We start from the raw sequence: 23,402 nt of genomic DNA, 5'->3' as shown, positions 1-23,402 counted from the left end.
GACCCGCCCCGCCCACTCGCTTGCAGGAGAACGGCCATGAGCACTGTGATCGATGACCATGGTCACGCCGACCATGCACACGGCCCCGCCAAAGGGTTGATGCGCTGGGTGCTGACCACCAACCACAAAGACATCGGTACCCTGTACCTGTGGTTCGCCTTCACCATGTTCCTGCTCGGCGGCTCGTTCGCCATGGTGATCCGGGCTGAGCTGTTCCAGCCCGGCTTGCAGATTGTCGAGCCGGCGTTTTTCAACCAGATGACCACCATGCACGGCTTGATCATGGTGTTCGGCGCGGTCATGCCGGCGTTCGTCGGCCTGGCCAACTGGATGATCCCGCTGATGATCGGCGCGCCGGACATGGCCCTGCCGCGCATGAACAACTTCAGCTTCTGGCTGCTCCCGGCGGCGTTCCTGCTGCTGGTCTCGACGCTGTTCACGCCGGGTGGCGGACCGAACTTCGGCTGGACCTTCTACGCCCCGCTCTCCACCACCTACGCGCCGGAAAGCGTGACGTTCTTCATCTTCGCCATCCACCTGATGGGCATCAGCTCGATCATGGGCGCGATTAACGTCGTCGCCACGATCCTCAACCTGCGCGCGCCCGGCATGACGTTGATGAAAATGCCGCTGTTCGTCTGGACCTGGCTGATCACCGCGTTCCTATTGATTGCGGTAATGCCGGTCCTGGCGGGTTGCGTGACCATGATGCTGATGGATATCCACTTCGGCACCAGCTTCTTCAGTGCGGCCGGCGGCGGTGACCCGGTGCTGTTCCAACATGTGTTCTGGTTCTTTGGCCATCCCGAGGTGTACATCATGATCCTGCCGGCGTTTGGCGCCGTCAGCTCGATCATCCCGACCTTTTCGCGCAAGCCATTGTTCGGCTACACCTCAATGGTCTACGCCACGGCGAGCATCGCGTTCCTGTCGTTCATCGTGTGGGCGCACCACATGTTCGTGGTCGGTATCCCATTGGTGGGCGAACTGTTCTTCATGTACGCCACGCTGCTGATCGCCGTGCCGACGGGGGTGAAGGTGTTCAACTGGGTGAGCACCATGTGGCAAGGTTCGCTGACCTTCGAGACGCCGATGCTGTTTGCGGTGGCCTTCGTGATCCTGTTCACCATTGGCGGGTTTTCCGGGCTGATGTTGGCGATTGCGCCGGCGGACTTCCAGTACCACGACACCTATTTCGTGGTGGCGCACTTCCATTACGTACTGGTGCCCGGCGCGATCTTTGGAATCTTCGCCTCGGCCTACTACTGGCTGCCGAAATGGACCGGCCACATGTACGACGAGACCTTGGGCAAGCTGCACTTCTGGCTCTCGTTCGTGGGCATGAACATGGCGTTCTTCCCCATGCACTTCGTTGGGCTGGCGGGCATGCCGCGGCGTGTGCCGGACTACAACCTGCAGTTCGCGGACTTCAACATGGTCTCGTCGATTGGCGCCTTCATGTTTGGCGCTACGCAGATTTTCTTCCTGTTCATTGTGATCAAGTGCATCCGTGGCGGCCCGCCGGCGCCGGCCAAGCCATGGGATGGTGCAGAAGGCCTGGAATGGAGCGTCCCCTCGCCTGCGCCTTACCACACGTTCACCACGCCGCCGGAGGTGAAATGAACGCTCTGTTCGTCATGCTGGCACCCCTCCCTTGTGGGAGCGGGCTTGCCCGCGAAAGCGCTGTATCAGTGGCCACAAACAGTGCCTGGCAAGCCGCGTTCGCGGGCAAGCTCGCTCCCACATTGACCGCGTTCGGTTCGGGTGAAGGTCATGGCTGAGTCCGTGCCGCTCAAGCGCCTGGTCACCCGCCTGCTGATCCTGGTGGTGGCGATGTTCGCCTTCGGTTTTGCGCTGGTGCCGATCTACGACGTGATGTGCAAGGCGTTCGGCATCAACGGCAAGACTGCTGGACAGTACGAGGGCGAGCAGGTCGTTGACCTGTCGCGTCAGGTGCGGGTGCAGTTCTTATCCACCAATGCCATCGACATGGTCTGGGATTTCTACGCGAAGGCGGACGAAGTGGTGGTCAACCCGGGTGCGGTGACCGAGATGCTGTTCGTGGCCTACAACCCCACTGACAAGCCGATGACCGCCCAGGCCGTACCCAGTATCTCGCCGGCCGAAGCGGCGATGTATTTCCACAAGACCGAGTGCTTTTGCTTCACCCAGCAAGTGCTACAGCCAGGCCAGCGGATCGAGATGCCAGTGCGTTTCATTGTCGACCGCGACATGCCCAAGGATGTGAAGCATCTGACCCTGGCGTACACGCTGTTTGATATCACTGCGCGCCAACCGCCGGTGGCTGCCCATAGCGGCGGCTAGCTACTGTTTGCCCGCTCAATCAGGAGAGCGAATACATGTCGACTCATGATACGTACTACGTACCGGCGCAAAGCAAATGGCCGATAATTGCCACGATTGGCCTGCTGGTCACGGTGTACGGCCTGGCCGTGTGGTTCAACGACCTGAAGGCAGCACGCCCAGAATCCCACGGCCCGTGGATCTTCTTCGTCGGTGGCCTGCTGGTGGCCTATATGCTGTTTGGCTGGTTCGGCGCCGTGATCAAGGAAAGTCGCGCGGGTTTGTACAGCGCCCAGATGGACCGCTCGTTTCGCTGGGGCATGAGCTGGTTCATCTTTTCCGAAGTGATGTTCTTTATCGCGTTCTTCGGTGCGCTGTTTTATGTGCGGCACCTCTCCGGCCCCTGGCTGGGCGGCGAAGGTCACAAGGGCGTTGCGCACATGCTGTGGCCGAACTTCGAGTTTGCCTGGCCACTGCTCAACAACCCTGATCCCAAAATGTATCCCGCGCCGGAAGGCACCATCAGTCCTTGGGGCCTGCCGCTGGTCAATACCCTCTTGCTGGTGAGTTCCAGCGTCACCATCACCATCGCCCACCATGCCCTGCGCAAAGGCCATCGCGGCGCGCTGAAGGTCTGGCTGGCGCTTACCGTGCTGCTGGGCCTGGCGTTCCTCGGGTTCCAGGCCGAGGAATACATCCACGCCTATAAAGAGCTGGGCCTGACTTTGGGCTCGGGGGTGTATGGCGCGACGTTCTTCATGCTCACGGGCTTCCACGGCGCCCACGTCACCATTGGCACCCTCATCCTGTTCGTGATGCTGATGCGCATCCTCAAGGGGCATTTCAATGCCGAGCACCAGTTTGGTTTCGAAGCCGCCAGTTGGTATTGGCACTTTGTGGATGTGGTGTGGATCGGGCTGTTTTTCTTTGTCTATGTGCTGTGAGTCGACTTACCACGGCGCATGAGAAACCAGTTGGCCACTGAAAAACCCCCAGGTGATCAACGCCAGGGTGATCACGGCCAGTACGACACGCACGGTCAAGGCAGTGACGAGGCGGTTGGAGTTGCCCTCGTCCTTGACCAGGAAGAACAAGCCACTGAACAGGCTCACGACGGTCGCGATCAGCATCAGGGCAATAGCGGCTTTGAGCATGGTCGGGCTCCAATGGGATGGGCGGGCAATGAAAACAAGTATAGCCAGCGCCGCAAAACGCTTTCGTCCAGGGATCGCACCCACCTTAGTGGTGCTGGTCCTGCTGCCGTTGATGGTGGGCCTGGGGTTCTGGCAACTGTCTCGTGGCCATGAAAAGCAGCGGCTGGTGGACAGTTATACCGAGCGGCGCGCGGCGGACCCGATCAGCAGTGCGCAACTCAACGACATGGCTGACCCGGCCTTTCGCCGCGTGCGGCTGCGCGGGCAACTCGATGCCGAACATAGCATCTTCCTCGACAACCGCCTGCGCGACGGCAAGGCCGGCGTCGAACTGCTGCAGCCTTTCCACGACCAGGCCAGCGGGCTGTGGCTGTTGCTCAATCGCGGCTGGTTACCCTGGCCGGATCGGCGCACGCCGCCGGTCTTCAGCACTCCGGATCAACCTTTGAACCTGGATGCCTGGGTCTATGTCGCTCCCGGCGAAACCTTCCAGCTGCACGCCGACCCGACGGGTGCGCAATGGCCGCGACTGCTGACGGCATTGCACCCTGGCGCGTTGTGGGCAGAGTTGGGGCGCAGCGGTTTCGCCTACGAGCTACGGGCCGAAGCCGGCCCGGGTACCTATGAAACCACCTGGCCTATCGTGGCCATGGGGCCGGAAAAACACCTGGCTTACGCCGTGCAGTGGTTCGCCATGTCGCTGGCCCTGCTGGCGCTTTATCTCTACCTCGGATGGCACAACAAAAAGGAGAAGCCCCATGGGAGCGGCCATGAATCCACTCAACATGTCTGAAGTGCCTGATCGGCGCAAAGGCCGTTGGCAGCTGATGCTGATCTTGATGATGGTGATCGGCCCGATGGCGCTGGCGACCTTCATGTACAAGCTGCAGTTCTGGGTGCCGGACAGCCGCAGCTACCACGGGGAGATGATCGGCAACGGCCAGACCCGTGCCGATATTGGCGTGCAGGCCGATGAGCAGCGCTGGCAACTGCTGGTGACCGCACCCGCGGCCTGCGCGGCAGATTGCCAGCAACTGGTGTACCTCGCGCGGCAATTGCAGATCGGCCTGGGGCGCGATGCCTCTCGCGCCAGTCACGCCCTGGCCAGTGCCCAGCCGCTCGGCAGCGACTACGAGGCCAAGCTCAAGGCGGAGTACCCGCAACTGCAGCGTTACCCGCTGGAACTGTCGACCTTCAGTAAAAACGCCGGTGCACCGGGGGATGCGCAACTGTGGATCGTCGATCCCCACGGCAACTTGGTGCTGCGCTACGACGCCAAGGTCAAGGGCAAGGACTTGCTCAACGACCTGCGCCACCTGCTGAAACTGTCGAACATCGGATAAGGGCATCGTCATGGCCAAACCTGGATTTCGCCTCGCGTTGTTTGCTACCTTGCTGGCGCTGATCGTGGTGCTGCTCGGCGCCTATACGCGCCTGACCCACGCCGGCCTCGGTTGCCCGGACTGGCCCGGCTGCTACGGCTTCATCAGCGTGCCCAACACCGAAGCCCAACTGGCCCATGCGCAGCTGCATTTCCCCGATACGCCGGTGGAGGCGGACAAGGGGTGGGCCGAGATGACTCATCGCTACTTTGCCGGCACCTTGGGCTTGCTGATCGTGCTGCTGGCCGCGCGCGCGTGGAGCCATCGGCGCGATCCGGGCCAGCCGGTGAAGCTGCCGCTATTTGTGCTGGCGGTGGTGGTCGCGCAGGCCGCATTCGGCATGTGGACGGTGACGCTGAAGCTGTGGCCGCAGGTGGTCACCGGGCATTTATTGGGCGGCTTTGCGACCTTGAGCCTGCTGTTTCTGCTGACCCTGCGCTTGTCCGGCGTATTGCCCGCCTTGATCGTGCCCAAGCGCCTGCAATATTGGGCGACCGCCGGCCTGGTGCTGGTGATCGGCCAGATTGCGTTGGGTGGCTGGGTCAGCTCCAACTACGCGGCGGTGGCGTGTATCGATTTGCCGACGTGCCATGGCCAATGGTGGCCTGCAGCGGATTTCGCCAATGGCTTTCATCTGACCCAGCACATCGGCCCCAACTACCTTGGCGGGCAGTTGGACAGCGAGGCGCGCACGGCCATCCACCTCACCCACCGCATCGGGGCTGTCATCGTCAGCCTGGTGCTGATCGGCTTGGCCTGGCAGCTGCGCGCGGTCGGTATGACACGGCTGGCCGGCGTGTTGCTGATCGCCCTCGCGGCGCAAATCTGCCTGGGCTTGAGCAACGTATATTTTCATCTGCCACTGCCGGTCGCGGTAGGGCATAACGCCGGCGGTGCTGCCTTGCTGCTGACGCTGGTACTGGTCAACTATCACGCCCGCACGAGCCTCGTCAGGGTGCGCAACCAGTTGCCGTTCGGCTGGCGCTTTATCCCGCGCAAACAGGTCTCGGGCCTGATTACCCTTAAAGGAGAGATGCCATGGCGACCTTGATCAGCGCGCGCCCCGGCCAGGCGATCTGGCGTGATTACCTGGAGCTGACCAAGCCGAAGGTGGTGGTGCTGATGCTCATCACCTCGCTGGTGGGGATGTTCCTGGCGACGCGTGCCGGCGTACCGTGGACGGTGCTGGTGTTTGGCAACCTGGGGATTGCGCTGTGTGCGGGTGGTGCGGCGGCGGTCAACCATGTGGTGGATCGGCGCATCGACGCGGTGATGGCGCGTACCCACAAGCGACCGTTGGCGCAGGGGCGGGTGTCGCCGTTGGCGACATTGGCGTTTGCATTGTTTCTGGCTGTTGCAGGATTGGCGCTGTTGCTGGCGTTTACCAATCCGCTGGCGGCCTGGCTGACGCTGGCCTCGCTGCTCGGTTATGCGGTGATCTACACCGGCTTTCTCAAGCGCGCGACGCCGCAGAATATCGTCATTGGTGGCCTCGCCGGTGCGGCGCCGCCGCTGCTGGGATGGGTCGCGGTCACCGGCCATGTGAGCGCCGAACCGTTGCTGCTGGTGCTGATCATCTTCGCCTGGACCCCGCCGCACTTCTGGGCCCTGGCCATCCATCGCAAGGAGGAATACGCCAAGGCCGACATCCCGATGTTGCCGGTGACCCATGGCGAGCACTACACCAAGGTGCACATCCTGCTCTATACCTTCGCCCTGCTGGCGGTGAGCCTGATGCCCTATGTGATTCATATGAGCGGCCTGCTGTACCTCGCGTGCGCACTGCTATTGGGCGGGCGCTTTCTGCAATGGGCCTGGGTGTTGTACCGTGGCGGTCGGCCGCACGCGGCGATCAACACCTTCAAGTACTCTATCTGGTACTTGCTGCTGCTGTTTATTGCCCTGCTCGTAGACCACTACCTACTGTTGAACCTATGACTCGAACTCAAAAAACTGTCTTCATCCTGGTGGCCCTGGTGGCATTGATCATGGGCCTGACCGTCAACAAAGTGCTCTCGGGCAAGGGCCAGGGCGACCCCACCGCCTTGATCGACGCCGGCATCATCCTGCTGCCGCAAAGCCGCCAGCTGCCGCCGGTGACCATGACCAATCAGGAAGGCCAGCCAGTGCTGGTCAACGACCTGAAAGGCAAGTGGAGCCTGCTGTTCTTCGGCTACACCTTCTGCCCGGACATCTGCCCGACCACCCTCGCCCAACTGCGCCAGATCAAGAGCGAACTGCCCAAGGAGGCGGTGGACAAGTTGCAGGTGATCCTGGTCAGTGTCGACCCGAACCGTGATACGCCGACCCAGCTCAAGCAGTACCTGGGTTATTTCGACCCGCAGTTCCAGGGCCTGACCGGCGCGAATGTGGAGGAGGTGCAGAAGGTCTCGAATGCGGTGAGCATTCCGTTCATCCCGGCCGATACCAGCAAGCCGAACTACACCGTCGACCACAGCGGCAACCTGGCGTTGATCGGGCCGGATGGGACGCAGCGTGGGTTTATTCGTGCGCCGTTGAATAACCAGAAGCTGGTCGCGCAGTTGCCGGGGTTGTTGAAGCGTCCATAAGCCTTGCGCCTATGCCGCGGCCAACCCCGCCCATTGTAGGAGCCGGCAAGCCAGCTTCTACAAGTGGGTTTTGGATGCTTCGGGGGATCAGAACGCGGGCTTGATCGCGCCTTTGTACTTCTCTTCGATGAATTGCTTCACTTCAGGCGTGTGCAGGGCTGCAACCAGCTTCTTCACGGCGTCCGAGTCCTTGTTGTCTTCGCGGGTCACCAGGATGTTCACGTAAGGCGAGTCGCTGCCTTCGATGACCAGCGCATCCTTGGAAGGGTCCAGCTTGGCTTCCAGCGCGTAGTTGGTGTTGATCAGCGCCAGGTCGACCTGGGTCAGCACGCGCGGCAGGGTGGCGGCTTCCAGTTCGCGGAACTTAAGGTTCTTGTCGTTCTTGGTGATGTCCTTGATGGTCGACAGGATGTTGGTCGGGTCCTTCAGGGTGATCAGGCCGTTCTTGGCCAGCAGCAACAGCGCGCGGCCGCCGTTGGTGGCGTCGTTCGGGATCACCACGTTGGCGCCGCTTGGCAGATCGTCGAGCTTCTTGTACTTGCTGGAGTAGGCGCCCAGGGGCTCCAGGTGCACAGCACCGACGCTCACCAGGTGAGTGCCCTTGGCTTTGTTGAATTCATCCAGGTACGGCTGGTGCTGGAAGAAGTTGGCGTCCAGGCGCTTTTCGGCGACTTGTACGTTTGGCTGCACGTAGTCGGTGAAGACTTTGACCTGCAGGTCTACACCTTCTTTGGCGAGGGCAGGTTTCACGAATTCGAGGATTTGCGCGTGGGGAACCGGCGAAGCGGCGACCGTGATGGTCTCGGCATGGGCGGAAAACGCGGCAACGGCGGCGAAAGCAACCAGTAGTTTTTTCATCCAACAAGCTCCTTGTTCGGGCATGGGCCGGCGCGGCCGGCCATGGCCGTTATTTTCGAGAAAAGTGCACCACCAGCTTGTCGCCGACGGTTTGCAGAATTTGCACCAGGATCAATAGCATCACCACGGTGACGACCATCACATCGGTCTGGAAGCGCTGGTAACCGAAGCGGATCGCCAGGTCGCCCAGGCCGCCGGCGCCCACTACACCGGCCATGGCCGTGTAGGACACCAGTGTAATCGCCGTCACCGTAATCGCTGCGAAAATGCCCGGGCGTGCTTCGGGCAGCAAGGCATTGATGATGATCTGGCGCGTGCTGGCCCCCATGGATTGCGTGGCCTCAATGATGCCGCGGTCAACTTCGCGCAGGGCGGTTTCCACCAGGCGCGCAAAGAACGGCGTGGCACCCACGACCAGCGGCGGAATTGCACCCGCCACGCCCAGCGAAGTGCCGGTGAGCAACACCGTGAACGGGATCATCACGATCAGCAGGATGATGAACGGCAGCGAACGCAGGATGTTCACGATCAGCGAGAGCAGCGCGTACAGGCCTTTCTGTTCGAACAGTTGGCGCGGGCTGGTGAGGAACAGCAACACGCCCAGGGGCAGGCCCAGCACCACGGTGAAGAACAGCGAGCCGAACAGCATGGTCATGGTGTCGCCAGTGGCCAGCCAGATTTCGGACCAGTCGATATTGGCGAAGAAACTCAATAGGACTTCCATTAGCGCAGGACCTCCATGTGGACGTCGGCGGCGGTGAAGCGGGCAAACGCGGCCTCCATGTCGCCGCCGGTAATGGCGAGGGTCAGTTGCCCGTAGGGGATGTCTTTGATGCGGTCGATACGACCGGCGAGGATGCTGTAGTCCACACCCGTTTCGCGGGCGACGGTACCCAGCAGCGGCGCGTAGGTCGCTTCTCCCTGGAAGGTCAGGCGCACGATACGGCCCGGTACGTGGGCGAAGTCATCGCGTTGCTCACCTTCGTCAACCTGCTCGGCTTCTTGCACGAAGCGCTTGGTGGTTGGGTGCTTGGGGTGCAGGAACACATCGGCCACCGAGCCTTGCTCGACAATCACGCCAGCGTCCATCACGGCCACCTGATCGCAGACGCGGCGGATCACGTCCATTTCATGGGTGATCAGCACGATGGTCAGCTTCAACTCGCGGTTGATCTCGGCCAGCAGTTGCAGCACCGACGCGGTGGTCTGCGGGTCGAGGGCGCTGGTGGCTTCGTCGCACAGCAAAATCTTTGGCTTGGTTGCCAGGGCGCGTGCAATGCCGACGCGTTGCTTTTGGCCACCGGACAATTGCGCCGGGTACTTCTTGGCGTGGTCCGACAGGCCAACGCGCGCGAGCAATTCTGCAACGCGCTGGTCGATTTCCTTGCGCGACAGCTCGCCCGCCAACGTTAGCGGCAGTGCCACGTTGTCAGCGACGGTCTTGGAGGCGAGCAGGTTGAAGTGCTGGAAGATCATCCCGACCTGCTGACGGAAACGGCGCAGGCCGTTGGCGTCCAGGGCGGTGACTTCTTCGCCATCCACCTTGATCTGGCCGCCACTCGGTTCTTCGAGGCGGTTGATCAGGCGCAGGAGTGTGCTTTTACCCGCACCGGAGTGGCCGATCAGGCCAAACACCTGGCCGTTTTCGACACTCAAGCTGGTGGAGTGCAGCGCGGGGATATCCTTACCGGCGACGCGGTAGGTTTTATGGACGTTATGAAACTCGATCACGTAGCGAACCTTGTGGGGCGCATGGAAAAGGGATCAGCGGTTAGCCGGGCGCGCATTTTAGCCTGTCCGTATAGCGTTTCTTAGCATTTATTTCGCATTCAACCAGCGATTTGGCAATAACGCGATCAAAGGTCATAAAAAAGGAACGGTGCAAAACGGTGTCAGTCATTACTTAAGCAACTCGATTTCCCAGGTGCCGTGCCTGGGGTTTTGCTCAAACGAGCCGGGGACCGCTCTGGCCACTTTGAATAAGGAGTTTTGTCTGATGAGTACCAAGAAGCCAGCCACCCCGCCGAAGAGTGAACTTGCGGGCACCGATACCTTGGACCGTGGCAACACCAACGCCAAACTGCAGGCCCTGGAGGAATTCCGCTCCGACGCGACCGGCCAGGCCCTGCGTACCAACCAAGGCGTTAAGATTTCCGACAACCAGAACACCCTGAAAGTCGGCTCCCGTGGCCCGTCGCTGCTGGAAGACTTCATCATGCGTGAAAAAATCACGCACTTTGACCATGAGCGCATCCCGGAGCGCATCGTGCATGCCCGGGGTACCGGCGCCCATGGCTATTTCCAGACTTACGAGAACCATTCAGCGCTGAGCAAGGCCGGGTTCCTGCGTAATCCCGAGCATAAAACCCCCGTGTTCGTGCGCTTCTCTACCGTGCAGGGCCCGCGCGGCTCGGGCGACACGGTGCGCGACGTGCGTGGTTTCGCCGTGAAGTTCTTCACCGACGAAGGCAACTTCGACCTGGTGGGTAACAACATGCCGGTGTTTTTCATTCAGGACGCGATCAAGTTTCCCGACTTTGTCCACGCGGTGAAACCTGAGCCTCATAACGAAATTCCTACGGGCGGCTCGGCCCACGATACGTTTTGGGATTTTGTTTCGCTGCAGCCGGAATCGGCGCATATGGTTCTGTGGGCAATGTCCGACCGTGCGATTCCGAAAAGCCTGCGTGCCATGCAGGGTTTCGGTATTCACACCTTTCGCTTGATCAACACCGAAGGTAAGTCGAGCTTCGTGAAATTCCACTGGCATCCGAAGGTCGGCACTTGCTCCCTGGTGTGGGACGAAGCGCAAAAGCTTGCCGGTAAAGATACCGATTACCACCGTCGTGACCTGTGGGAAGCCATTGAGGGGGGCGACTACCCCGAGTGGGAGCTGGGTGTGCAAATCGTCGCGGAAGAAGACGAGCACAAGTTCGACTTCGACCTGCTCGACCCGACCAAGATCATCCCCGAGGAGCTGGTGCCGATTACGCCGCTGGGCAAGATGGTACTTAACCGCAACCCGGACAACTTTTTCGCCGAAGTCGAACAGGTCGCCTTTTGCCCAGGCCACATCGTGCCGGGGATCGACTTCACCAACGACCCGCTGCTGCAAGGCCGTCTGTTTTCCTACACAGACACCCAGATCAGCCGTCTCGGTGGTCCGAACTTTCATGAGCTGCCTATAAATCGGCCCGTGGCGCCCTTCCACAATGGCCAGCGCGATGCCCAGCACCGCACCGTGATCGACAAGGGGCGTGCGGCGTACGAGCCTAATTCGATTGATGGCGGTTGGCCGAAGGAAACGCCACCGGCGGCTCAGGATGGTGGTTTCGAGACCTATTACGAGCGGGTCGATGCCAACAAAGTACGTGAGCGCAGTGAGTCGTTTGGTGATCATTTCTCCCAGGCCACGCTGTTCTTCAATAGCATGAGCCATCACGAGAAAGAGCACATCATCGCCGCCTACAGCTTCGAGTTGGGCAAGGTGGAACGCGAGTTCATCCGCGCCCGTCAGGTCAACGAGATCCTGGCCAATATCGACTTGGAGCTCGCCAAGCGCGTGGCGCAGAACCTGGGTCTGCCGGCACCAACCAAGGGCACTGTGCCGCCACGCAAGACCTCGCTGAAAGCGTCGCCAGCGCTGAGCCAGGTCAACTTGCTGTCGGGCGATATCAAGACGCGCAAAGTGGCGATTCTTGCAGCGAACGGCGTTGACGGTGCTGCAATTGATGCGCTGAAGAAGGCACTGGAAGCTGAGGGCGCACATGCCAAGCTGCTGGGGCCAACCTCGGCGCCGGTGAAGACCGCTGATGGCAAGAGCCTTAAGGTGGATGCGTCGATGGAAGGTATGCCGTCGATTGCATTCGATGCGGTGTTTGTCCCTGGCGGGAAAGACTCTGTGAAAGCCTTGAGTGGTGATGGCGTGGCGTTGCACTTCCTGTTGGAAGCGTACAAGCACCTGAAGGCGATTACCGTCGCCAGCGATGCCAAGCCATTGCTGGATCTGTTGAAGCTTGAGGCGGATGCGGGATTGATCGTCGGGTCGGATGCCAAGGCGTTCAAGGCCTTCTTTGCCGCGATTGCCCAGCACCGGGTCTGGGACCGTGAGCCGAAGGCCAAGGCGATTCCGGCTTAAGCGCCTGCTCGGCTACTAGAGCGCTTTCGCGGGCAAGCCCGCTCCCACATTTGAACTGCATTCACGTGTGGGAGCGGGCTTGCCCGCGATACTTTTACTCCGCCTTGCGCGGAATCAGCACAATCTGGGCCGGAATATTCTTAAGAATCTGCCGGTGAATCTTCAGGTCATACCCTGAGTCGATACGTTTCACCCGTTTGGTCAGCAACGTGGCCAGCCACGGGTAATCCTCCGTGCGCGGCGCCTGGATGCTCACATCGCACTGGTAATTCACCACGTCGGTGGCAATTGCATCCAGCTGGTGGCGCAGTTCTTCGATATTGGTGAGGTTCAATGCCACGGTCGTGCTAGGCGCAGCCGGGTCGATGACCTTGGCCGGGGGCTTGGCTTCGGCCGCTTTCAGGGCCGCCTCGGCTTTGTCCAGCTCGGCTTTGCGGGCATGGGTGATGGCGCTGTTCACGCCGCCGGTCAGCGCGGGGGCCTTGGGCATCAACGCCCGGGCACGGCTCAGGGCGGTAGCGGCTGCGTTGACATCACCCTTTTGCAGCACGACCTGGCTGCGCTGCAGGTAGGCTTCCGCCAGTTGGCGCTGATAGGCTTCCAGCGCCGGGTCATTAGGCGATTGGGCCTGCAACGCGGCCAGCTGGTCTTCGGCCGTGGCCAGCTCGCTGCTGGCCAGGTTTTGCTCCAGCTGCGCGATGGCCGCAGCGCGTGCGTCCGGGGCCTCGGGCGCGGCGGGCGGTGTGCTTTGACAGGCGCCCAGCAGCAGGGAAAATGCGGCAAGGAGCAGATAACGGGAGGTGAACGGCTTCATTCCTGCGACTCTCTATTTGCGCAAAAAGCGAGCAAGTCTACACCCCTCGACGGGGCAGGACAAAACTCAGCAGAAACAGGGCGGCGGCCGTGACCACTATCGATGGGCCGGCCGGCGTGTCCTTGAACCAGGACAGCGCCAAGCCCCCGCACACTGCAAGCATCCCCAACAGGCTGGCGCCGATCGCCATTTGCTCCGGCGAACGGGCATGGCGCTGGGCAGCGGCTGCAGGAATGATCAGCAACGACGTGATCAACAATACGCCCACTATCTTCATCGCGACAGCAATCACCACGGCGATCAACAGCATCAGGGCCATGCGCAGGCTCGGCACGGGCAAGCCTTCCACCGTCGCCAGTTCTTCGTGCACGGTAATCGCCAACAGTGGGCGCCACAGGGCTACCAGCAGCAGCAGTACCGCCGCGCTGCCGCCGAGGATCCACGCAAGGTCGGTGGGGCTGATCGCCAGCAGGTCGCCGAACAGGTAGGCCATCAAGTCGATGCGCACTTCGTGCATGAAGCTCAGCACCACCAGGCCCAGGGACAGCGTGCTCGGCGCCAGGATGCCCAGCAAGGTATCGGAAGCCAGGGGCTGACGCTGTTGCAGGGTCACCAGCAGCACCGCCAGGAGCAGGCAGCCCACCGTCACGGCGATGGTCGGGCTGACATCCAGCAAGAAGCCCATGGCCACGCCCAACAGCGCAGCATGTGACAACGTGTCGCCGAAATAAGCCATGCGCCGCCAGACCACGAACGAGCCCAGCGGGCCCGCTACCAACGCCAAAGCCAAGCCTGCCAGCAGGGCGTAAAGCAGAAAATCAGCCATGCTTGCAGCCATCTCCATGAACGTGGGTGTGAGGGGGGGTAGGATCGTCCACCACGGCGCCATGCAAATCGTGGGCGTGGTCGTGATGGTGGTGATAAATCGCCAGGCTCTGGGCGTTCTTGCCGAATAGCTCGACGAACGCCGGGTCACCGCTGACTTGCTCAGGGTGACCGGAGCAGCACACGTGACGGTTGAGGCACACTACCTGGTCGGTCGTGCTCATCACCAGGTGCAAATCGTGGGACACCATCAGCACGCCACAGCCATGGCGGTCGCGCAGGCGAGTGATCAGGCTGTACAGCTCGGCCTGGCCGGCGACATCGACGCCTTGTACGGGCTCATCCAGCACCAGCAGTTCCGGCTCGCGCAACAGGGCGCGGGCCAGCAGCACGCGCTGCATTTCGCCCCCGGAGATGCTTTGCACCGGGCTGTCGATCACCTGTTCAGCGCCGACTTCCTTGAGCGCTGCCTGGGCACGGGCGCGGTCAACCCCCGGCACCAGGCGCAGGAAGCGCAGCACGGACAGTGGCAGTGTCGGGTCCACGTGCAGCTTTTGCGGCATGTAGCCGACGCGCAGTTTGGGTTTGCGCCAGACGCTGCCGGTGTCGGGCTTGAGCAAGCCGAGTACGGCGCGCACCAGGGTGGTCTTGCCAGCGCCGTTGGGGCCGATCAGGGTGACGATCTGCCCAGGCTCCACGCTCAGTGCGATGTTATCCAGCACGTTTTGCCCGGCAAACGTGACCCCGACTTTTTCCAGGCGGATTAACGCGTTGCTCATCAAGCCCCCTGGCAGCCCGAGCACAGGCCGACCACTTCGACCGTTTGCCCTTCGACCTGGAAGCCGACCTCGGCAGAGCTTTTGACGATGGCGTCGCTGATGCTTTTCTGTTCAAGCTCGATGGCGGCGTGGCATTCGCGGCAGATCAGGAATTGGCCCTGATGCGCGTGTTCCGGGTGGCTGCAGCCAACGAAGGCGTTCAGCGAGGCAATGCGGTGCACCAGGCCGTTTTCGAGCAAAAAGTCCAGCGCGCGGTACACGGTCGGCGGCGCTGCGCGACGGCCATCTTGCTCGCTGAGCACGCCGAGAATGTCGTAGGCACCCAGTGGCTTGTGGCTCTGCCACACCAGCTCCAGCACGCGGCGACGCAAGGCGGTCAGGCGCAACCCCTTCTGTGTGCACAGGGTGTCGGCCTCCGACAGCGCGGTATGCACGCAGTGAGAGTGGTCATGGGGACGGCTGGCAAGCGGTGTTTTAGGCATGAGCGGCGACAGATATTTGATAGAGACGTTATTATGTTACCCGTTCCTACGCCATTGAGTGGTCATCGTGTCCCGACTTTTTCCCGTTTTTGTCGTATTTGTCACCAGTTTGTTCATCGCTGGCACCGCTCAGGCCGAGGTCAAGGTACTGACCAGCATCAAGCCATTGCAGTTGATTGCCGCTGCCGTGCAGGACGGCGTGGCGGTTCCCGAGGTGCTGCTGCCGCCGGGTGCATCGCCGCATAACTATGCGTTGCGACCATCCGACGTACGGCGTGTGCAGTCGGTGGACCTGCTGTACTGGATCGGCCCGGATATGGAGAGTTTCCTGCCGCGCGTGTTGAAAGGTCGTACGGCAGCAACGGTGGCAGTGCAGGATCTTCCCGGTATGAAGCTCCGTCGATTCGCCGAAGATAGCCACTCGCACGCCGACGATGCCGACGAACACGATCACGATCATCGCCCTGGCAGCCTGGACGCGCACCTGTGGTTATCGACCGTGAACGCGCGTGTGATTGCAGCACGCATGGCGACTGACCTGGCCGCCGCCGATCCGGCCAATGCCGCTCGTTACCAGCGCAATGTGAAGGCCTTCGATGAGCGCCTGGATGCTCTGGATGCTCGACTCAAGGCACGCCTGGCGCCGATTGGCAGCAAGCCGTATTTCGTGTTCCACGAGGCCTTCGATTACTTCGAAGACGCTTACGGGCTCAAGCATGCCGGTGTGTTCAGCGTTGCCGCAGAGGTGCAGCCCGGCGCGCAGCACGTAGCCGCGATGCGTACGCGTTTGCAGGAGGTGGGCAAGACGTGTGTGTTCAGTGAGCCGCCATTGCGTCCGCGGCTGGCTGAAACGCTGGTTGCCGGTTTGCCGGTGAAGCTGGCGGAGTTGGATGCGTTGGGTGGCTACACGTCGGCCACGGCTCAAGGCTACGAGCAGGTGTTGGAGAAGTTGGGGAATGATCTGGCGGGTTGCCTGGAATCGCTCTGACCGCCAGCCCCGGTCTCATGTGGGAGCTGGCGTGCCTGCGACGCCGTCAGGTCAGCCAGCTTCCCCGTCGACCCGCTGGTGTTCTAGAGCGCGAACGGCAGTTGGACGGTGACCTGCTGACGCTGCACCAGCCGATGCTCGAACTCCGCCGGGTCATGGATCAACACATCCTGCCCGGCAAATGATTCGGCTGCGATAAGGCGCGACAGCCAGAACCGCACGCAGGCCACACGCAGCATGGTCGGCCACAACTCCGCTTCCTTGGCGGTAAACGGTCGCAGGCCTGCGTAGGCGCCCAGCAATGCCCGAGCGCGTTGCCCATCAATCACGCCATCGGCGTCCGAGCACCAGTCATTCAAGGCGATCGCCACGTCATAGAGCATTGGCCCGGAGCAGGCGTTGTAGAAGTCGATCAGGCCCGTGAGATGCGTGCCTTCGAACATCGCGTTATCGCGAAACAGGTCGGCGTGAACGTTGGCGCGTGGCAGCGCGAGGATCTGGGCCTTGTGCGCTTCGATCTCGGTCAGCGCCTCTTGCAGCAGGCGCTGCTGTGCATCGTTCAAGTGCGAAATGAGTTGCGCGCCTTCGCTGAGCATCCAGTCCAGGCCGCGATCGGTCCTGCGTTCCAGCACCTTTTCGCCTTGCGTTGCCAGGTGCAGGTGGCCAAGCAGGTCGCCCACCTGGGCACAGTGCTGGGCATTGGCGTCCTTGATGTGCTTGCCGGCCAGGCGCGGTTGCAGCAGGGCCGGTTTACCCTTCAGTTCGCGCAGGGCCACGCCATCGGTGGTGCGCAGGGCGTAGGGCACGGGCAGTTCGGCGTCGTGCAGCACGTCGAGCAATTCGATGAAGAAGGGCATTTCTGCGACCGGGCCGCGTTCAACCAGGGTCAGGACGAACTCGCCCTGCTCCAGGCTGATAAAGAAATTGGTGTTTTCACTGCCGGCGGCAATCCCCTGGAAGTCGATCAGGCGGCCGAGCCCGTAAGGGGCGAGAAAGGTTTCCAGCTCGGGCCGAGCCAGGGGGGTGAACACAGACATGGTTAAAACTGCCAGTACGGGCGCCGCGGTGCGCGGCGCCAATTGATGTTAAGAAATCATTTCCATTCGAAGATCTTCCATGACGGGATCAGCATATCCGGCTGGTCAGAGCGGATGAAGTTCGCATCGGTTCCGTCCGCGCGCACCAGGAAATACGGGGGTGCCCCCTTCGGTGTCACCTTGATTGCGTACAGGAAACCATTCTGGCGGTACTCCTGGATGGTCTTGTCGCCCTCCGTGCGAATGGTCACTTCCGGATCGCCTCCGGGGGCGTCGTCTGCCGCCATGGCAGCCATCGGAGCGAGTGCAATCAAGCCGGTCAACAGCAGGCGATTGAATGTACGCATGATAACCTTGTCCCTTTGTCGTCATTGGTCCGGCTATTCTAGCGCCTGACCCGCCGAAAAGGTTGATTCTGCTCATGAGCCAAGCACCCCTCGTCCTGGTGGACGGTTCTTCCTATCTGTACCGCGCCTTCCACGCGCTGCCACCGCTGACCACCTCCAAAGGCCTGCCCACCGGCGCGGTCAAGGGCGTGTTGAACATGCTCAAAAGCCTGCGCAGGCAGTATCCGGACAGCCCGTTCGCGGTGGTGTTCGACGCCAAGGGTGGGACCTTTCGCGATGACATGTATGCCGAATACAAGGCCAACCGCCCCAGCATGCCCGATGACATGCGACTGCAGATCGAGCCCCTGCACCAGAGCGTGATCGCCCTGGGGTTCCCGCTGTTGTGCGTCGAAGGCGTCGAGGCCGATGACGTGATCGGCACCTTGGCCCGCAGCAGTGCGGCCGCTGACCGTCCGGTGGTGATTTCCACTGGGGACAAGGACATGGCCCAACTGGTCGACGGGCACATTACCTTGGTCAACACCATGACCGGTAGCGCCATGGACATTGAGGGCGTGAAGGAGAAATTCGGCGTCGCTCCCGAGCAGATCATCGACTATCTGGCATTGATGGGCGATTCCTCCGACAACATCCCGGGCGTCCCGGGCATCGGTCCGAAGACCGCTTCGGGCTTGCTGGTCGGCGTGAACGGTGGCCTCAAAGAGCTGTATGAGCAGCTGGATATTGTGCCGACCCTGCCTATCCGCGGGGCGAAGACGCTGCCAGCGAAGCTGGAAGAGCACAAGGAGATGGCCTTCTTGTCCTATCAGCTGGCGACGATCAAGGTCGATGTACCGCTGGACGTGGGCCTGGAAGATCTGCACCTGATCGAACCCGACCGTGAAAAGCTGCTGGAGCTGTACACGCTGCTGGAGTTCAAGAGCTGGTATGAAGAGATCCAGCGCGACGCCAAGCGGGTTGAGCTCAAGGCGGCTCCTGTTGTTGAAGAGGTCATTGAAACTGTGGCGCCGGCAGAGGCGACCTACACCACCATCCTCGACCAGGCGACGTTCGACGTCTGGCTGAAGAAACTCAACGACGCCTCGCTGTTCGCCTTCGACACCGAAACCACCGGGATCGACGCCCAGCGCGCCCAGTTGGTGGGGGTCTCCTTCGCTGTGCAGCCCCATGAAGCGGCCTACATCCCACTGACCCACTCCTACATCGGCGCGCCAGAGCAGTTGGACCGCGACACCGTGCTGCTGGCCCTGAAACCATTGCTGGAAGACCCGACCAAGCTCAAGGTCGGCCAGCACGCCAAGTTCGACATGAACATCCTGGCCAACTGCGCCATCGGCGGCGACCCGGCACACGGCATTACCGTGCGTGGCATCGCGTTCGACACCATGCTCGAATCCTACGTGCTGAACGCCACCGCAACGCGGCATGACATGGACAGCCTGGCCAAGAAATACCTGGACTACGACACCGTCGCCTTCCAGGACATCGCTGGCAAGGGCGCCAAGCAGCTGACCTTCGATCAGATCGCGCTGGAGCAGGCCGGCCCCTATGCGGCGGAAGACGCCGATGTGACCTTGCGTCTGCACCAGGCGCTGTTTGCGCAACTGAGCGCCCTCCCTAGCCTGACAAGTGTACTCACGGATATCGAGATGCCGTTGGTGCCGGTGCTGGCCCGTATCGAGCGCCAGGGCGCGCTGGTCGACAAGGATCTGCTGGGCATCCAGAGCATCGAGCTGGGCAACAAGATGGTCGAACTCGAGCGCCAGGCGTTCGAGATCGCCGGTGAGGAGTTCAATTTGGGTTCGCCCAAGCAACTGGGCGCGATCCTGTACGAAAAACTCGGCCTGCCGGTGTTGAAAAAAACCGGCAAGGGCCAGGCTTCGACGGCCGAAGAAGTGCTGGCAAAGCTCGCCGAAGATGACTACCCGCTGCCCAAGGTGCTGATGCAGTATCGCAGCATGAGCAAGCTGAAAAGCACCTACACCGACCGCCTGCCGGAACAGATCAACCCGCGCACCGGGCGTATCCACACGTCCTATCACCAGGCGGTGGCAGCGACTGGGCGGTTGTCTTCCAGTGATCCGAACCTGCAGAACATCCCGGTGCGTACCGCCGAAGGTCGGCGGATTCGCCAGGCGTTCATCGCGCCCAAGGGCTACAAACTGCTGGCGGCGGATTATTCCCAGATCGAGCTGCGGATCATGGCGCACCTGTCCAAAGACGAAGGGTTGATGAATGCCTTCCGTCACAACCTCGACGTACACACGGCCACCGCGGCCGAGGTGTTCAAGGTTGAGCTGGGCGATGTCACTTCCGACCAGCGTCGCAGTGCCAAGGCGATCAACTTCGGTTTGATCTACGGCATGGGCGCGCAGAAGCTGGGCAAGGACATTGGCGTCGATACCAAGACGGCCAAGGCCTACATCGATGTGTATTTCGCCCGTTATCCCGGGGTTCGCGAGTACATGGAGCGCACCCGCGCCCAGGCATCCGATCAAGGCTTCGTCGAGACTTTCTTCGGTCGCCGCCTCTACTTGCCGGATATCCATTCCAACAAGCCCCAGGAGCGCGCGGCCGCAGAGCGCACCGCGATCAACGCGCCGATGCAGGGCACGGCGGCAGACATCATCAAGAAAGCCATGGTGCTGGTGGACAACTGGCTGGCCGATTCAGGCCTGGATGCCAAGGTGATCCTGCAGGTGCACGACGAATTGGTGCTGGAAGTGCGCGAGGACCTGGTCGCGCAAGTCAGCGAGAAGATTCGCGAGCACATGAGTGCCGCTGCCCAGCTGGACGTGCCGTTGCTGGTGGAAGTGGGCGTGGGCGATAACTGGGACGAAGCGCACTGATTGCGGGGATTTGCCACCACGTTGCGTGGTGGCAGAGTGCTTTAGTGCAGAAGGTACCGTCAGTTATTTCCAATAGTTTTTTGAACCTGCCGGAACTTAACCCGTGAACTGCCACTCAGAGTTACTGAATGGGTGGTGAAGCCCTTCAATGCTCCTATGTTGTGTTAAGTGTTGGCAGATATCTGGACCCCGCCCTAGCGGTCCGGAACTTGAACCCCGAACTTCCCCTCCCCATACGAAGTCCGGGGTTTTTTTTGCCCGCAGAAAAGTTACTCCGCGATTTCCGCGCCTTTGTCTGCCAGCTCCATCCAGCCGGCCAGCACGGTGTAAGCCTCTTCCAGGCCCATGCGTTTGGGCGCCGAGAACAGCTGGATGGTGATCGCATCACCCCAGCCTTTACGGATTTCTGACTGCACTTTGAGCAGGGTGTTCTTGGCGGCGCCGTAGGTCAGCTTGTCGGCCTTGGTCAGCAGGATATGCATCGGCATGCCGCTGGCCACAGCCCAATCGAGCATCAGCAGGTCGAAATCGGTCATCGGATGGCGGATGTCCATCATCAGAATCAAACCCTTCAAACTCTCCCGGCCACCCAGGTAAGCCTCCAGGTGACGCTGCCAATGCAGCTTCAGCGGGATAGGTACTTTTGCGTAACCGTAGCCCGGCAGGTCGACCAGACGCCGATCATCGTCTAGCTTGAAGAAATTGAGTAGTTGCGTACGGCCCGGGGTTTTCGAGGTGCGTGCCAGGCTGGCGTGAGTCAGGGTGTTCAGCGCGCTGGACTTACCGGCGTTGGAACGACCGGCAAAGGCGACTTCAAAGCCTTCGTCATCGGGGCATTGGTCAACTTTGGCGGCGCTGAGCATAAACGTGGACTGTTGGCACAGGCCGAGGATGGGATTCTTGAGTTGCATGAGTTTTCCGATGTGGGCGGTGCCGAGAAAAGGTGCGGCAAGCGGTGTCGTTTCCGTTTCAGTAGCGCCAGTATATAATGCCGCAGATTTTGTGTGTGCTTTGTCCCAGCGAAGGATGAAGTTCACGGGAGCGATAGACCTTTATTGCGCATTAGAACGCAAAACGCTCTCAAACCCTGAAATGGTCGACGTATGACCAAGTGGTTGCTTGCTATCGGTGTCCTGCTCCCGCTTTACGGCGCTCAGGCTACACAGGATCCGGAAGCGGTGTACAACCGAGTTTGCGTGGCTTGCCATGCCGGCCAACTGCCCAATGCCCCCAAGCGGGGTGATCAAGCAGCTTGGAAGCCAAGACTGGCTAAGGGCATGGACACGCTGGTGCAACACGTGACCCAGGGTTTCAAGGCAATGCCGCCGCGTGGTTTGTGCATGGACTGCAGTACTGAGGATTACCAGGCCATCATTGAGTTGATGGTGAGTAAACCCGGTAGATAACTCTTAAACCCCTTAGCCGTAGTTGGATTAGCTGATGAACAAACTGATCGTGAGTCTGCTGTTGACCTTGGGCATCACAGGCGTCGCCGTCGCTGCAGAGGGCCCCCTAAAAGGTGATGCCACTGCCGGGCAAGCGAAAGCCGCCGTATGTGGTGCCTGCCATGGACCGGATGGTAACAGCCCGGCGCCGAACTTCCCCAAGCTGGCTGGCCAGGGTGAGCGTTACCTGACCAAGCAACTGCACGACATCAAGGATGGCAAGCGCACGGTGCTGGAAATGACCGGCTTGCTGACCAACCTCAGCGATCAGGACCTGGCAGACCTCGCGGCGTATTTTGCCAGCCAGAAAGGCAGCGTGGGAGCTGCTGATCCGAAACTGGTGGCCCGTGGAGAAAAACTGTTCCGCGGCGGCGACCTGGAAAAAGGTCTGCCAGCCTGCACCGGCTGCCACTCGCCAAATGGCGCGGGCATAGCCGCCGCCGGCTTCCCGCATCTGAGTGGCCAGCACGCGACCTACATTGCCAAGCAGTTGACCGATTTCCGTAAGGAAGAGGCGGGACGAGCCAACGATGGCGACGCCGCGATCATGCGCACCATCGCCCGCAAGCTGAGTGATGAAGACATTGCAGCGGTCTCCAGCTACATCCAGGGCCTGCACTGAGGTGCATGCAACGTTAACACTCGATTAATCCGGTGATGCAAGCATAAAAAGGGTGGCCCAGGCCGCCCTTTTTTGTGGCCGGTGCCGTTACACTAACGAACTCATGCCCGCGTAGACCTGTCACAACAAAGGTCGCGTGAGGCGACTTTATTTGTCCAGGAGTAAAGCATGCGTAATCTGATCCTCAGCGCCGCTCTCGTCACTGCCAGCCTCTTCGGCATGACCGCACAAGCTGCCGATGTGCCGCTTGAAGCCGGTAAAACCTATGTTGAATTGGCTAACCCGGTTCCGGTTTCGGAGCCAGGCAAGATCGAGGTGGTGGAGCTGTTCTGGTACGGCTGCCCGCATTGCTATGCTTTTGAGCCGACCATCAACCCATGGGTCGAGAAACTGCCTAAAGACGTCAACTTCAAGCGTATCCCTGCCATGTTCGGCGGCCCATGGGATGCACACGGCCAACTGTTCCTGACCCTGGAAGCCATGGGTGTGGAGCACAAGGTCCACAACGCGGTATTCGATGCGATCCAGAAGCAGGGTAAGCGCCTGACCAAGCCAGACGAAATGGCTGACTTCGTGGCCACCCAGGGTGTCGACAAGGACAAGTTCCTGGCCACATTCAACTCTTTCGCGATCCAGGGCCAGATCAAGCAGGCCAAGGAACTCGCGCAGAAGTATGGCGTGCAGGGCGTTCCAACCATGATCGTCAACGGCAAATACCGTTTCGACCTGGGTACCTCCGGTGGTCCTGAACAGACTCTCAATGTTGCCGACCAGCTGATCGCCAAAGAGCGCGCAGCCAAGTAAG

25 protein-coding genes are annotated in these 23,402 nt (G+C 61.0%); 14 read left to right on the top strand and 11 right to left on the bottom strand.

Annotated elements, in window-relative coordinates; all coding sequences use genetic code 11:
* Positions 1–36 precede the first annotated feature (36 nt).
* The 3 genes from ctaD (at position 37) to CQ002_RS00275 (ending at position 3,248) form a co-directional block, all read left to right on the top strand.
* Complete coding sequence (gene ctaD / locus CQ002_RS00285) at positions 37–1,623, top strand: cytochrome c oxidase subunit I (protein ID WP_034110589.1); 1,587 nt, start codon at positions 37–39, stop codon at positions 1,621–1,623.
* 150 nt (positions 1,624–1,773) lie between these two features.
* Positions 1,774–2,325, top strand: coding sequence for a cytochrome c oxidase assembly protein (locus tag CQ002_RS00280; protein WP_034110591.1), 552 nt, complete (start codon positions 1,774–1,776; stop codon positions 2,323–2,325).
* Positions 2,326–2,360: 35 nt separating this feature from the next.
* On the top strand, positions 2,361–3,248 hold the full coding sequence (locus CQ002_RS00275; RefSeq protein WP_034110593.1) for a cytochrome c oxidase subunit 3: 888 nt from the start codon (positions 2,361–2,363) through the stop codon (positions 3,246–3,248).
* Between the two features lie 6 nt (positions 3,249–3,254).
* Here CQ002_RS00275 and CQ002_RS00270 read toward each other — a convergent pair whose 3' ends face one another.
* On the bottom strand, positions 3,255–3,458 hold the full coding sequence (locus tag CQ002_RS00270; protein WP_012721507.1) for a twin transmembrane helix small protein: 204 nt from the start codon (positions 3,456–3,458) through the stop codon (positions 3,255–3,257).
* 28 nt (positions 3,459–3,486) lie between these two features.
* Between CQ002_RS00270 and CQ002_RS00265 the strand changes: the two genes are divergently transcribed.
* Genes CQ002_RS00265 through CQ002_RS00245 form a run of 5 tightly spaced genes read left to right on the top strand, consistent with a single transcriptional unit; the run spans position 3,487 to position 7,410 of the window.
* Complete coding sequence (locus CQ002_RS00265; protein WP_034110595.1) at positions 3,487–4,251, top strand: SURF1 family protein; 765 nt, start codon at positions 3,487–3,489, stop codon at positions 4,249–4,251.
* Positions 4,217–4,801: a hypothetical protein gene (locus tag CQ002_RS00260; RefSeq protein ID WP_034110700.1), complete on the top strand. Its 585-nt coding sequence runs from the start codon at positions 4,217–4,219 to the stop codon at positions 4,799–4,801. The genes CQ002_RS00265 and CQ002_RS00260 overlap by 35 nt, the downstream gene beginning before the upstream one ends.
* Positions 4,802–4,811: 10 nt before the next feature.
* Complete coding sequence (locus CQ002_RS00255) at positions 4,812–5,891, top strand: heme A synthase (protein WP_105161417.1); 1,080 nt, start codon at positions 4,812–4,814, stop codon at positions 5,889–5,891.
* Positions 5,879–6,778: a heme o synthase gene (gene cyoE / locus CQ002_RS00250; RefSeq protein ID WP_105161418.1), complete on the top strand. Its 900-nt coding sequence runs from the start codon at positions 5,879–5,881 to the stop codon at positions 6,776–6,778. The genes CQ002_RS00255 and cyoE overlap by 13 nt, the downstream gene beginning before the upstream one ends.
* Positions 6,775–7,410: an SCO family protein gene (locus CQ002_RS00245; RefSeq protein ID WP_034110600.1), complete on the top strand. Its 636-nt coding sequence runs from the start codon at positions 6,775–6,777 to the stop codon at positions 7,408–7,410. Before cyoE ends, CQ002_RS00245 begins: the two co-directional genes overlap by 4 nt.
* Before the next feature lie 87 nt (positions 7,411–7,497).
* Here the strand turns inward: CQ002_RS00245 and CQ002_RS00240 are convergent, their stop codons facing one another.
* The 3 genes from CQ002_RS00240 to CQ002_RS00230 are packed head-to-tail and all read right to left on the bottom strand — an operon-like array spanning position 7,498 to position 9,999.
* Positions 7,498–8,268, bottom strand: a complete 771-nt coding sequence (locus CQ002_RS00240) for a MetQ/NlpA family ABC transporter substrate-binding protein (RefSeq protein ID WP_069078648.1) — start codon at positions 8,266–8,268, stop codon at positions 7,498–7,500.
* Positions 8,269–8,317: 49 nt separating this feature from the next.
* Positions 8,318–8,992 carry a methionine ABC transporter permease gene (locus tag CQ002_RS00235; protein ID WP_034110605.1) on the bottom strand — a complete coding sequence of 225 codons (675 nt, stop codon included), beginning with the start codon at positions 8,990–8,992 and terminating at the stop codon, positions 8,318–8,320.
* The gene (locus CQ002_RS00230) at positions 8,992–9,999 is read right to left on the bottom strand and encodes a methionine ABC transporter ATP-binding protein (protein WP_034110607.1); all 1,008 of its coding nucleotides are present in this window, start codon (positions 9,997–9,999) and stop codon (positions 8,992–8,994) included. The genes CQ002_RS00235 and CQ002_RS00230 overlap by 1 nt, the downstream gene beginning before the upstream one ends.
* Positions 10,000–10,243: 244 nt before the next feature.
* Between CQ002_RS00230 and katE the strand changes: the two genes are divergently transcribed.
* Positions 10,244–12,406 carry a catalase HPII gene (gene katE, locus CQ002_RS00225; RefSeq protein ID WP_256589265.1) on the top strand — a complete coding sequence of 721 codons (2,163 nt, stop codon included), beginning with the start codon at positions 10,244–10,246 and terminating at the stop codon, positions 12,404–12,406.
* Between the two features lie 94 nt (positions 12,407–12,500).
* Here the strand turns inward: katE and CQ002_RS00220 are convergent, their stop codons facing one another.
* The 4 genes from CQ002_RS00220 to CQ002_RS00205 are packed head-to-tail and all read right to left on the bottom strand — an operon-like array spanning position 12,501 to position 15,306.
* The gene (locus tag CQ002_RS00220) at positions 12,501–13,220 is read right to left on the bottom strand and encodes a PA5502 family lipoprotein (RefSeq protein WP_034110611.1); all 720 of its coding nucleotides are present in this window, start codon (positions 13,218–13,220) and stop codon (positions 12,501–12,503) included.
* A 37-nt stretch (positions 13,221–13,257) separates the two neighbouring features.
* On the bottom strand, positions 13,258–14,046 hold the full coding sequence (gene znuB / locus CQ002_RS00215; RefSeq protein WP_034110613.1) for a zinc ABC transporter permease subunit ZnuB: 789 nt from the start codon (positions 14,044–14,046) through the stop codon (positions 13,258–13,260).
* On the bottom strand, positions 14,039–14,824 hold the full coding sequence (gene znuC / locus CQ002_RS00210; RefSeq protein ID WP_034110615.1) for a zinc ABC transporter ATP-binding protein ZnuC: 786 nt from the start codon (positions 14,822–14,824) through the stop codon (positions 14,039–14,041). Before znuC ends, znuB begins: the two co-directional genes overlap by 8 nt.
* Positions 14,824–15,306 (bottom strand): Fur family transcriptional regulator, encoded by a 483-nt coding sequence (locus CQ002_RS00205; protein ID WP_034110617.1) that lies wholly within the window; start codon positions 15,304–15,306, stop codon positions 14,824–14,826. The genes znuC and CQ002_RS00205 overlap by 1 nt, the downstream gene beginning before the upstream one ends.
* Positions 15,307–15,364: 58 nt before the next feature.
* Here CQ002_RS00205 and CQ002_RS00200 point away from each other — a divergent pair, with 58 nt between their 5' ends.
* Positions 15,365–16,294 carry a zinc ABC transporter substrate-binding protein ZnuA gene (locus tag CQ002_RS00200; RefSeq protein WP_034110619.1) on the top strand — a complete coding sequence of 310 codons (930 nt, stop codon included), beginning with the start codon at positions 15,365–15,367 and terminating at the stop codon, positions 16,292–16,294.
* A gap of 83 nt (positions 16,295–16,377) precedes the next feature.
* Here the strand turns inward: CQ002_RS00200 and CQ002_RS00195 are convergent, their stop codons facing one another.
* Complete coding sequence (locus CQ002_RS00195; protein WP_034110621.1) at positions 16,378–17,331, bottom strand: homoserine kinase; 954 nt, start codon at positions 17,329–17,331, stop codon at positions 16,378–16,380.
* 56 nt (positions 17,332–17,387) lie between these two features.
* Positions 17,388–17,678, bottom strand: coding sequence for a DUF2782 domain-containing protein (locus CQ002_RS00190; RefSeq protein ID WP_012721523.1), 291 nt, complete (start codon positions 17,676–17,678; stop codon positions 17,388–17,390).
* Positions 17,679–17,752: 74 nt separating this feature from the next.
* On the opposite strand from CQ002_RS00190, the gene polA reads away from it, so the two are divergent.
* Positions 17,753–20,530 carry a DNA polymerase I gene (gene polA, locus CQ002_RS00185; protein ID WP_105161419.1) on the top strand — a complete coding sequence of 926 codons (2,778 nt, stop codon included), beginning with the start codon at positions 17,753–17,755 and terminating at the stop codon, positions 20,528–20,530.
* 269 nt (positions 20,531–20,799) lie between these two features.
* Here the strand turns inward: polA and yihA are convergent, their stop codons facing one another.
* The gene (yihA, locus tag CQ002_RS00180; RefSeq protein WP_025854318.1) at positions 20,800–21,441 is read right to left on the bottom strand and encodes a ribosome biogenesis GTP-binding protein YihA/YsxC; all 642 of its coding nucleotides are present in this window, start codon (positions 21,439–21,441) and stop codon (positions 20,800–20,802) included.
* A gap of 192 nt (positions 21,442–21,633) precedes the next feature.
* Here yihA and CQ002_RS00175 point away from each other — a divergent pair, with 192 nt between their 5' ends.
* The 3 genes from CQ002_RS00175 to dsbA all read left to right on the top strand — a co-directional run bounded on the left by CQ002_RS00175 (position 21,634) and on the right by dsbA (position 23,401).
* Positions 21,634–21,936 (top strand): cytochrome c5 family protein, encoded by a 303-nt coding sequence (locus CQ002_RS00175; protein WP_034110625.1) that lies wholly within the window; start codon positions 21,634–21,636, stop codon positions 21,934–21,936.
* A gap of 34 nt (positions 21,937–21,970) precedes the next feature.
* Positions 21,971–22,597, top strand: coding sequence for a cytochrome c4 (locus CQ002_RS00170; protein WP_034110627.1), 627 nt, complete (start codon positions 21,971–21,973; stop codon positions 22,595–22,597).
* A gap of 168 nt (positions 22,598–22,765) precedes the next feature.
* On the top strand, positions 22,766–23,401 hold the full coding sequence (gene dsbA, locus CQ002_RS00165; RefSeq protein ID WP_033899253.1) for a thiol:disulfide interchange protein DsbA: 636 nt from the start codon (positions 22,766–22,768) through the stop codon (positions 23,399–23,401).
* Position 23,402: the final 1 nt, after the last annotated feature.

It is taken from the genome of Pseudomonas sp. MYb13 (assembly GCF_002980075.1).
Lineage (GTDB): Bacteria > Pseudomonadota > Gammaproteobacteria > Pseudomonadales > Pseudomonadaceae > Aquipseudomonas > Aquipseudomonas lurida.
This window is presented reverse-complemented; position numbering and strand designations above follow the sequence as displayed.

Bases quoted from the DNA above. Each gene is read 5' to 3' on its own strand.
- ctaD (WP_034110589.1), top strand. From the start codon at position 37: ATGAGCACTGTGATCGATGACCATGGTCACGCCGACCATGCACACGGC.
- CQ002_RS00280 (WP_034110591.1), top strand. From the start codon at position 1,774: ATGGCTGAGTCCGTGCCGCTCAAGCGCCTGGTCACCCGCCTGCTGATC.
- CQ002_RS00275 (WP_034110593.1), top strand. From the start codon at position 2,361: ATGTCGACTCATGATACGTACTACGTACCGGCGCAAAGCAAATGGCCG.
- CQ002_RS00270 (WP_012721507.1), bottom strand. From the start codon at position 3,458: ATGCTCAAAGCCGCTATTGCCCTGATGCTGATCGCGACCGTCGTGAGC.
- CQ002_RS00265 (WP_034110595.1), top strand. From the start codon at position 3,487: ATGAAAACAAGTATAGCCAGCGCCGCAAAACGCTTTCGTCCAGGGATC.
- CQ002_RS00260 (WP_034110700.1), top strand. From the start codon at position 4,217: ATGGGAGCGGCCATGAATCCACTCAACATGTCTGAAGTGCCTGATCGG.
- CQ002_RS00255 (WP_105161417.1), top strand. From the start codon at position 4,812: ATGGCCAAACCTGGATTTCGCCTCGCGTTGTTTGCTACCTTGCTGGCG.
- cyoE (WP_105161418.1), top strand. From the start codon at position 5,879: ATGGCGACCTTGATCAGCGCGCGCCCCGGCCAGGCGATCTGGCGTGAT.
- CQ002_RS00245 (WP_034110600.1), top strand. From the start codon at position 6,775: ATGACTCGAACTCAAAAAACTGTCTTCATCCTGGTGGCCCTGGTGGCA.
- CQ002_RS00240 (WP_069078648.1), bottom strand. From the start codon at position 8,268: ATGAAAAAACTACTGGTTGCTTTCGCCGCCGTTGCCGCGTTTTCCGCC.
- CQ002_RS00235 (WP_034110605.1), bottom strand. From the start codon at position 8,992: ATGGAAGTCCTATTGAGTTTCTTCGCCAATATCGACTGGTCCGAAATC.
- CQ002_RS00220 (WP_034110611.1), bottom strand. From the start codon at position 13,220: ATGAAGCCGTTCACCTCCCGTTATCTGCTCCTTGCCGCATTTTCCCTG.
- znuB (WP_034110613.1), bottom strand. From the start codon at position 14,046: ATGGCTGATTTTCTGCTTTACGCCCTGCTGGCAGGCTTGGCTTTGGCG.
- znuC (WP_034110615.1), bottom strand. From the start codon at position 14,824: ATGAGCAACGCGTTAATCCGCCTGGAAAAAGTCGGGGTCACGTTTGCC.
- CQ002_RS00205 (WP_034110617.1), bottom strand. From the start codon at position 15,306: ATGCCTAAAACACCGCTTGCCAGCCGTCCCCATGACCACTCTCACTGC.
- CQ002_RS00195 (WP_034110621.1), bottom strand. From the start codon at position 17,331: ATGTCTGTGTTCACCCCCCTGGCTCGGCCCGAGCTGGAAACCTTTCTC.
- CQ002_RS00190 (WP_012721523.1), bottom strand. From the start codon at position 17,678: ATGCGTACATTCAATCGCCTGCTGTTGACCGGCTTGATTGCACTCGCT.
- polA (WP_105161419.1), top strand. From the start codon at position 17,753: ATGAGCCAAGCACCCCTCGTCCTGGTGGACGGTTCTTCCTATCTGTAC.
- yihA (WP_025854318.1), bottom strand. From the start codon at position 21,441: ATGCAACTCAAGAATCCCATCCTCGGCCTGTGCCAACAGTCCACGTTT.
- CQ002_RS00175 (WP_034110625.1), top strand. From the start codon at position 21,634: ATGACCAAGTGGTTGCTTGCTATCGGTGTCCTGCTCCCGCTTTACGGC.
- CQ002_RS00170 (WP_034110627.1), top strand. From the start codon at position 21,971: ATGAACAAACTGATCGTGAGTCTGCTGTTGACCTTGGGCATCACAGGC.
- dsbA (WP_033899253.1), top strand. From the start codon at position 22,766: ATGCGTAATCTGATCCTCAGCGCCGCTCTCGTCACTGCCAGCCTCTTC.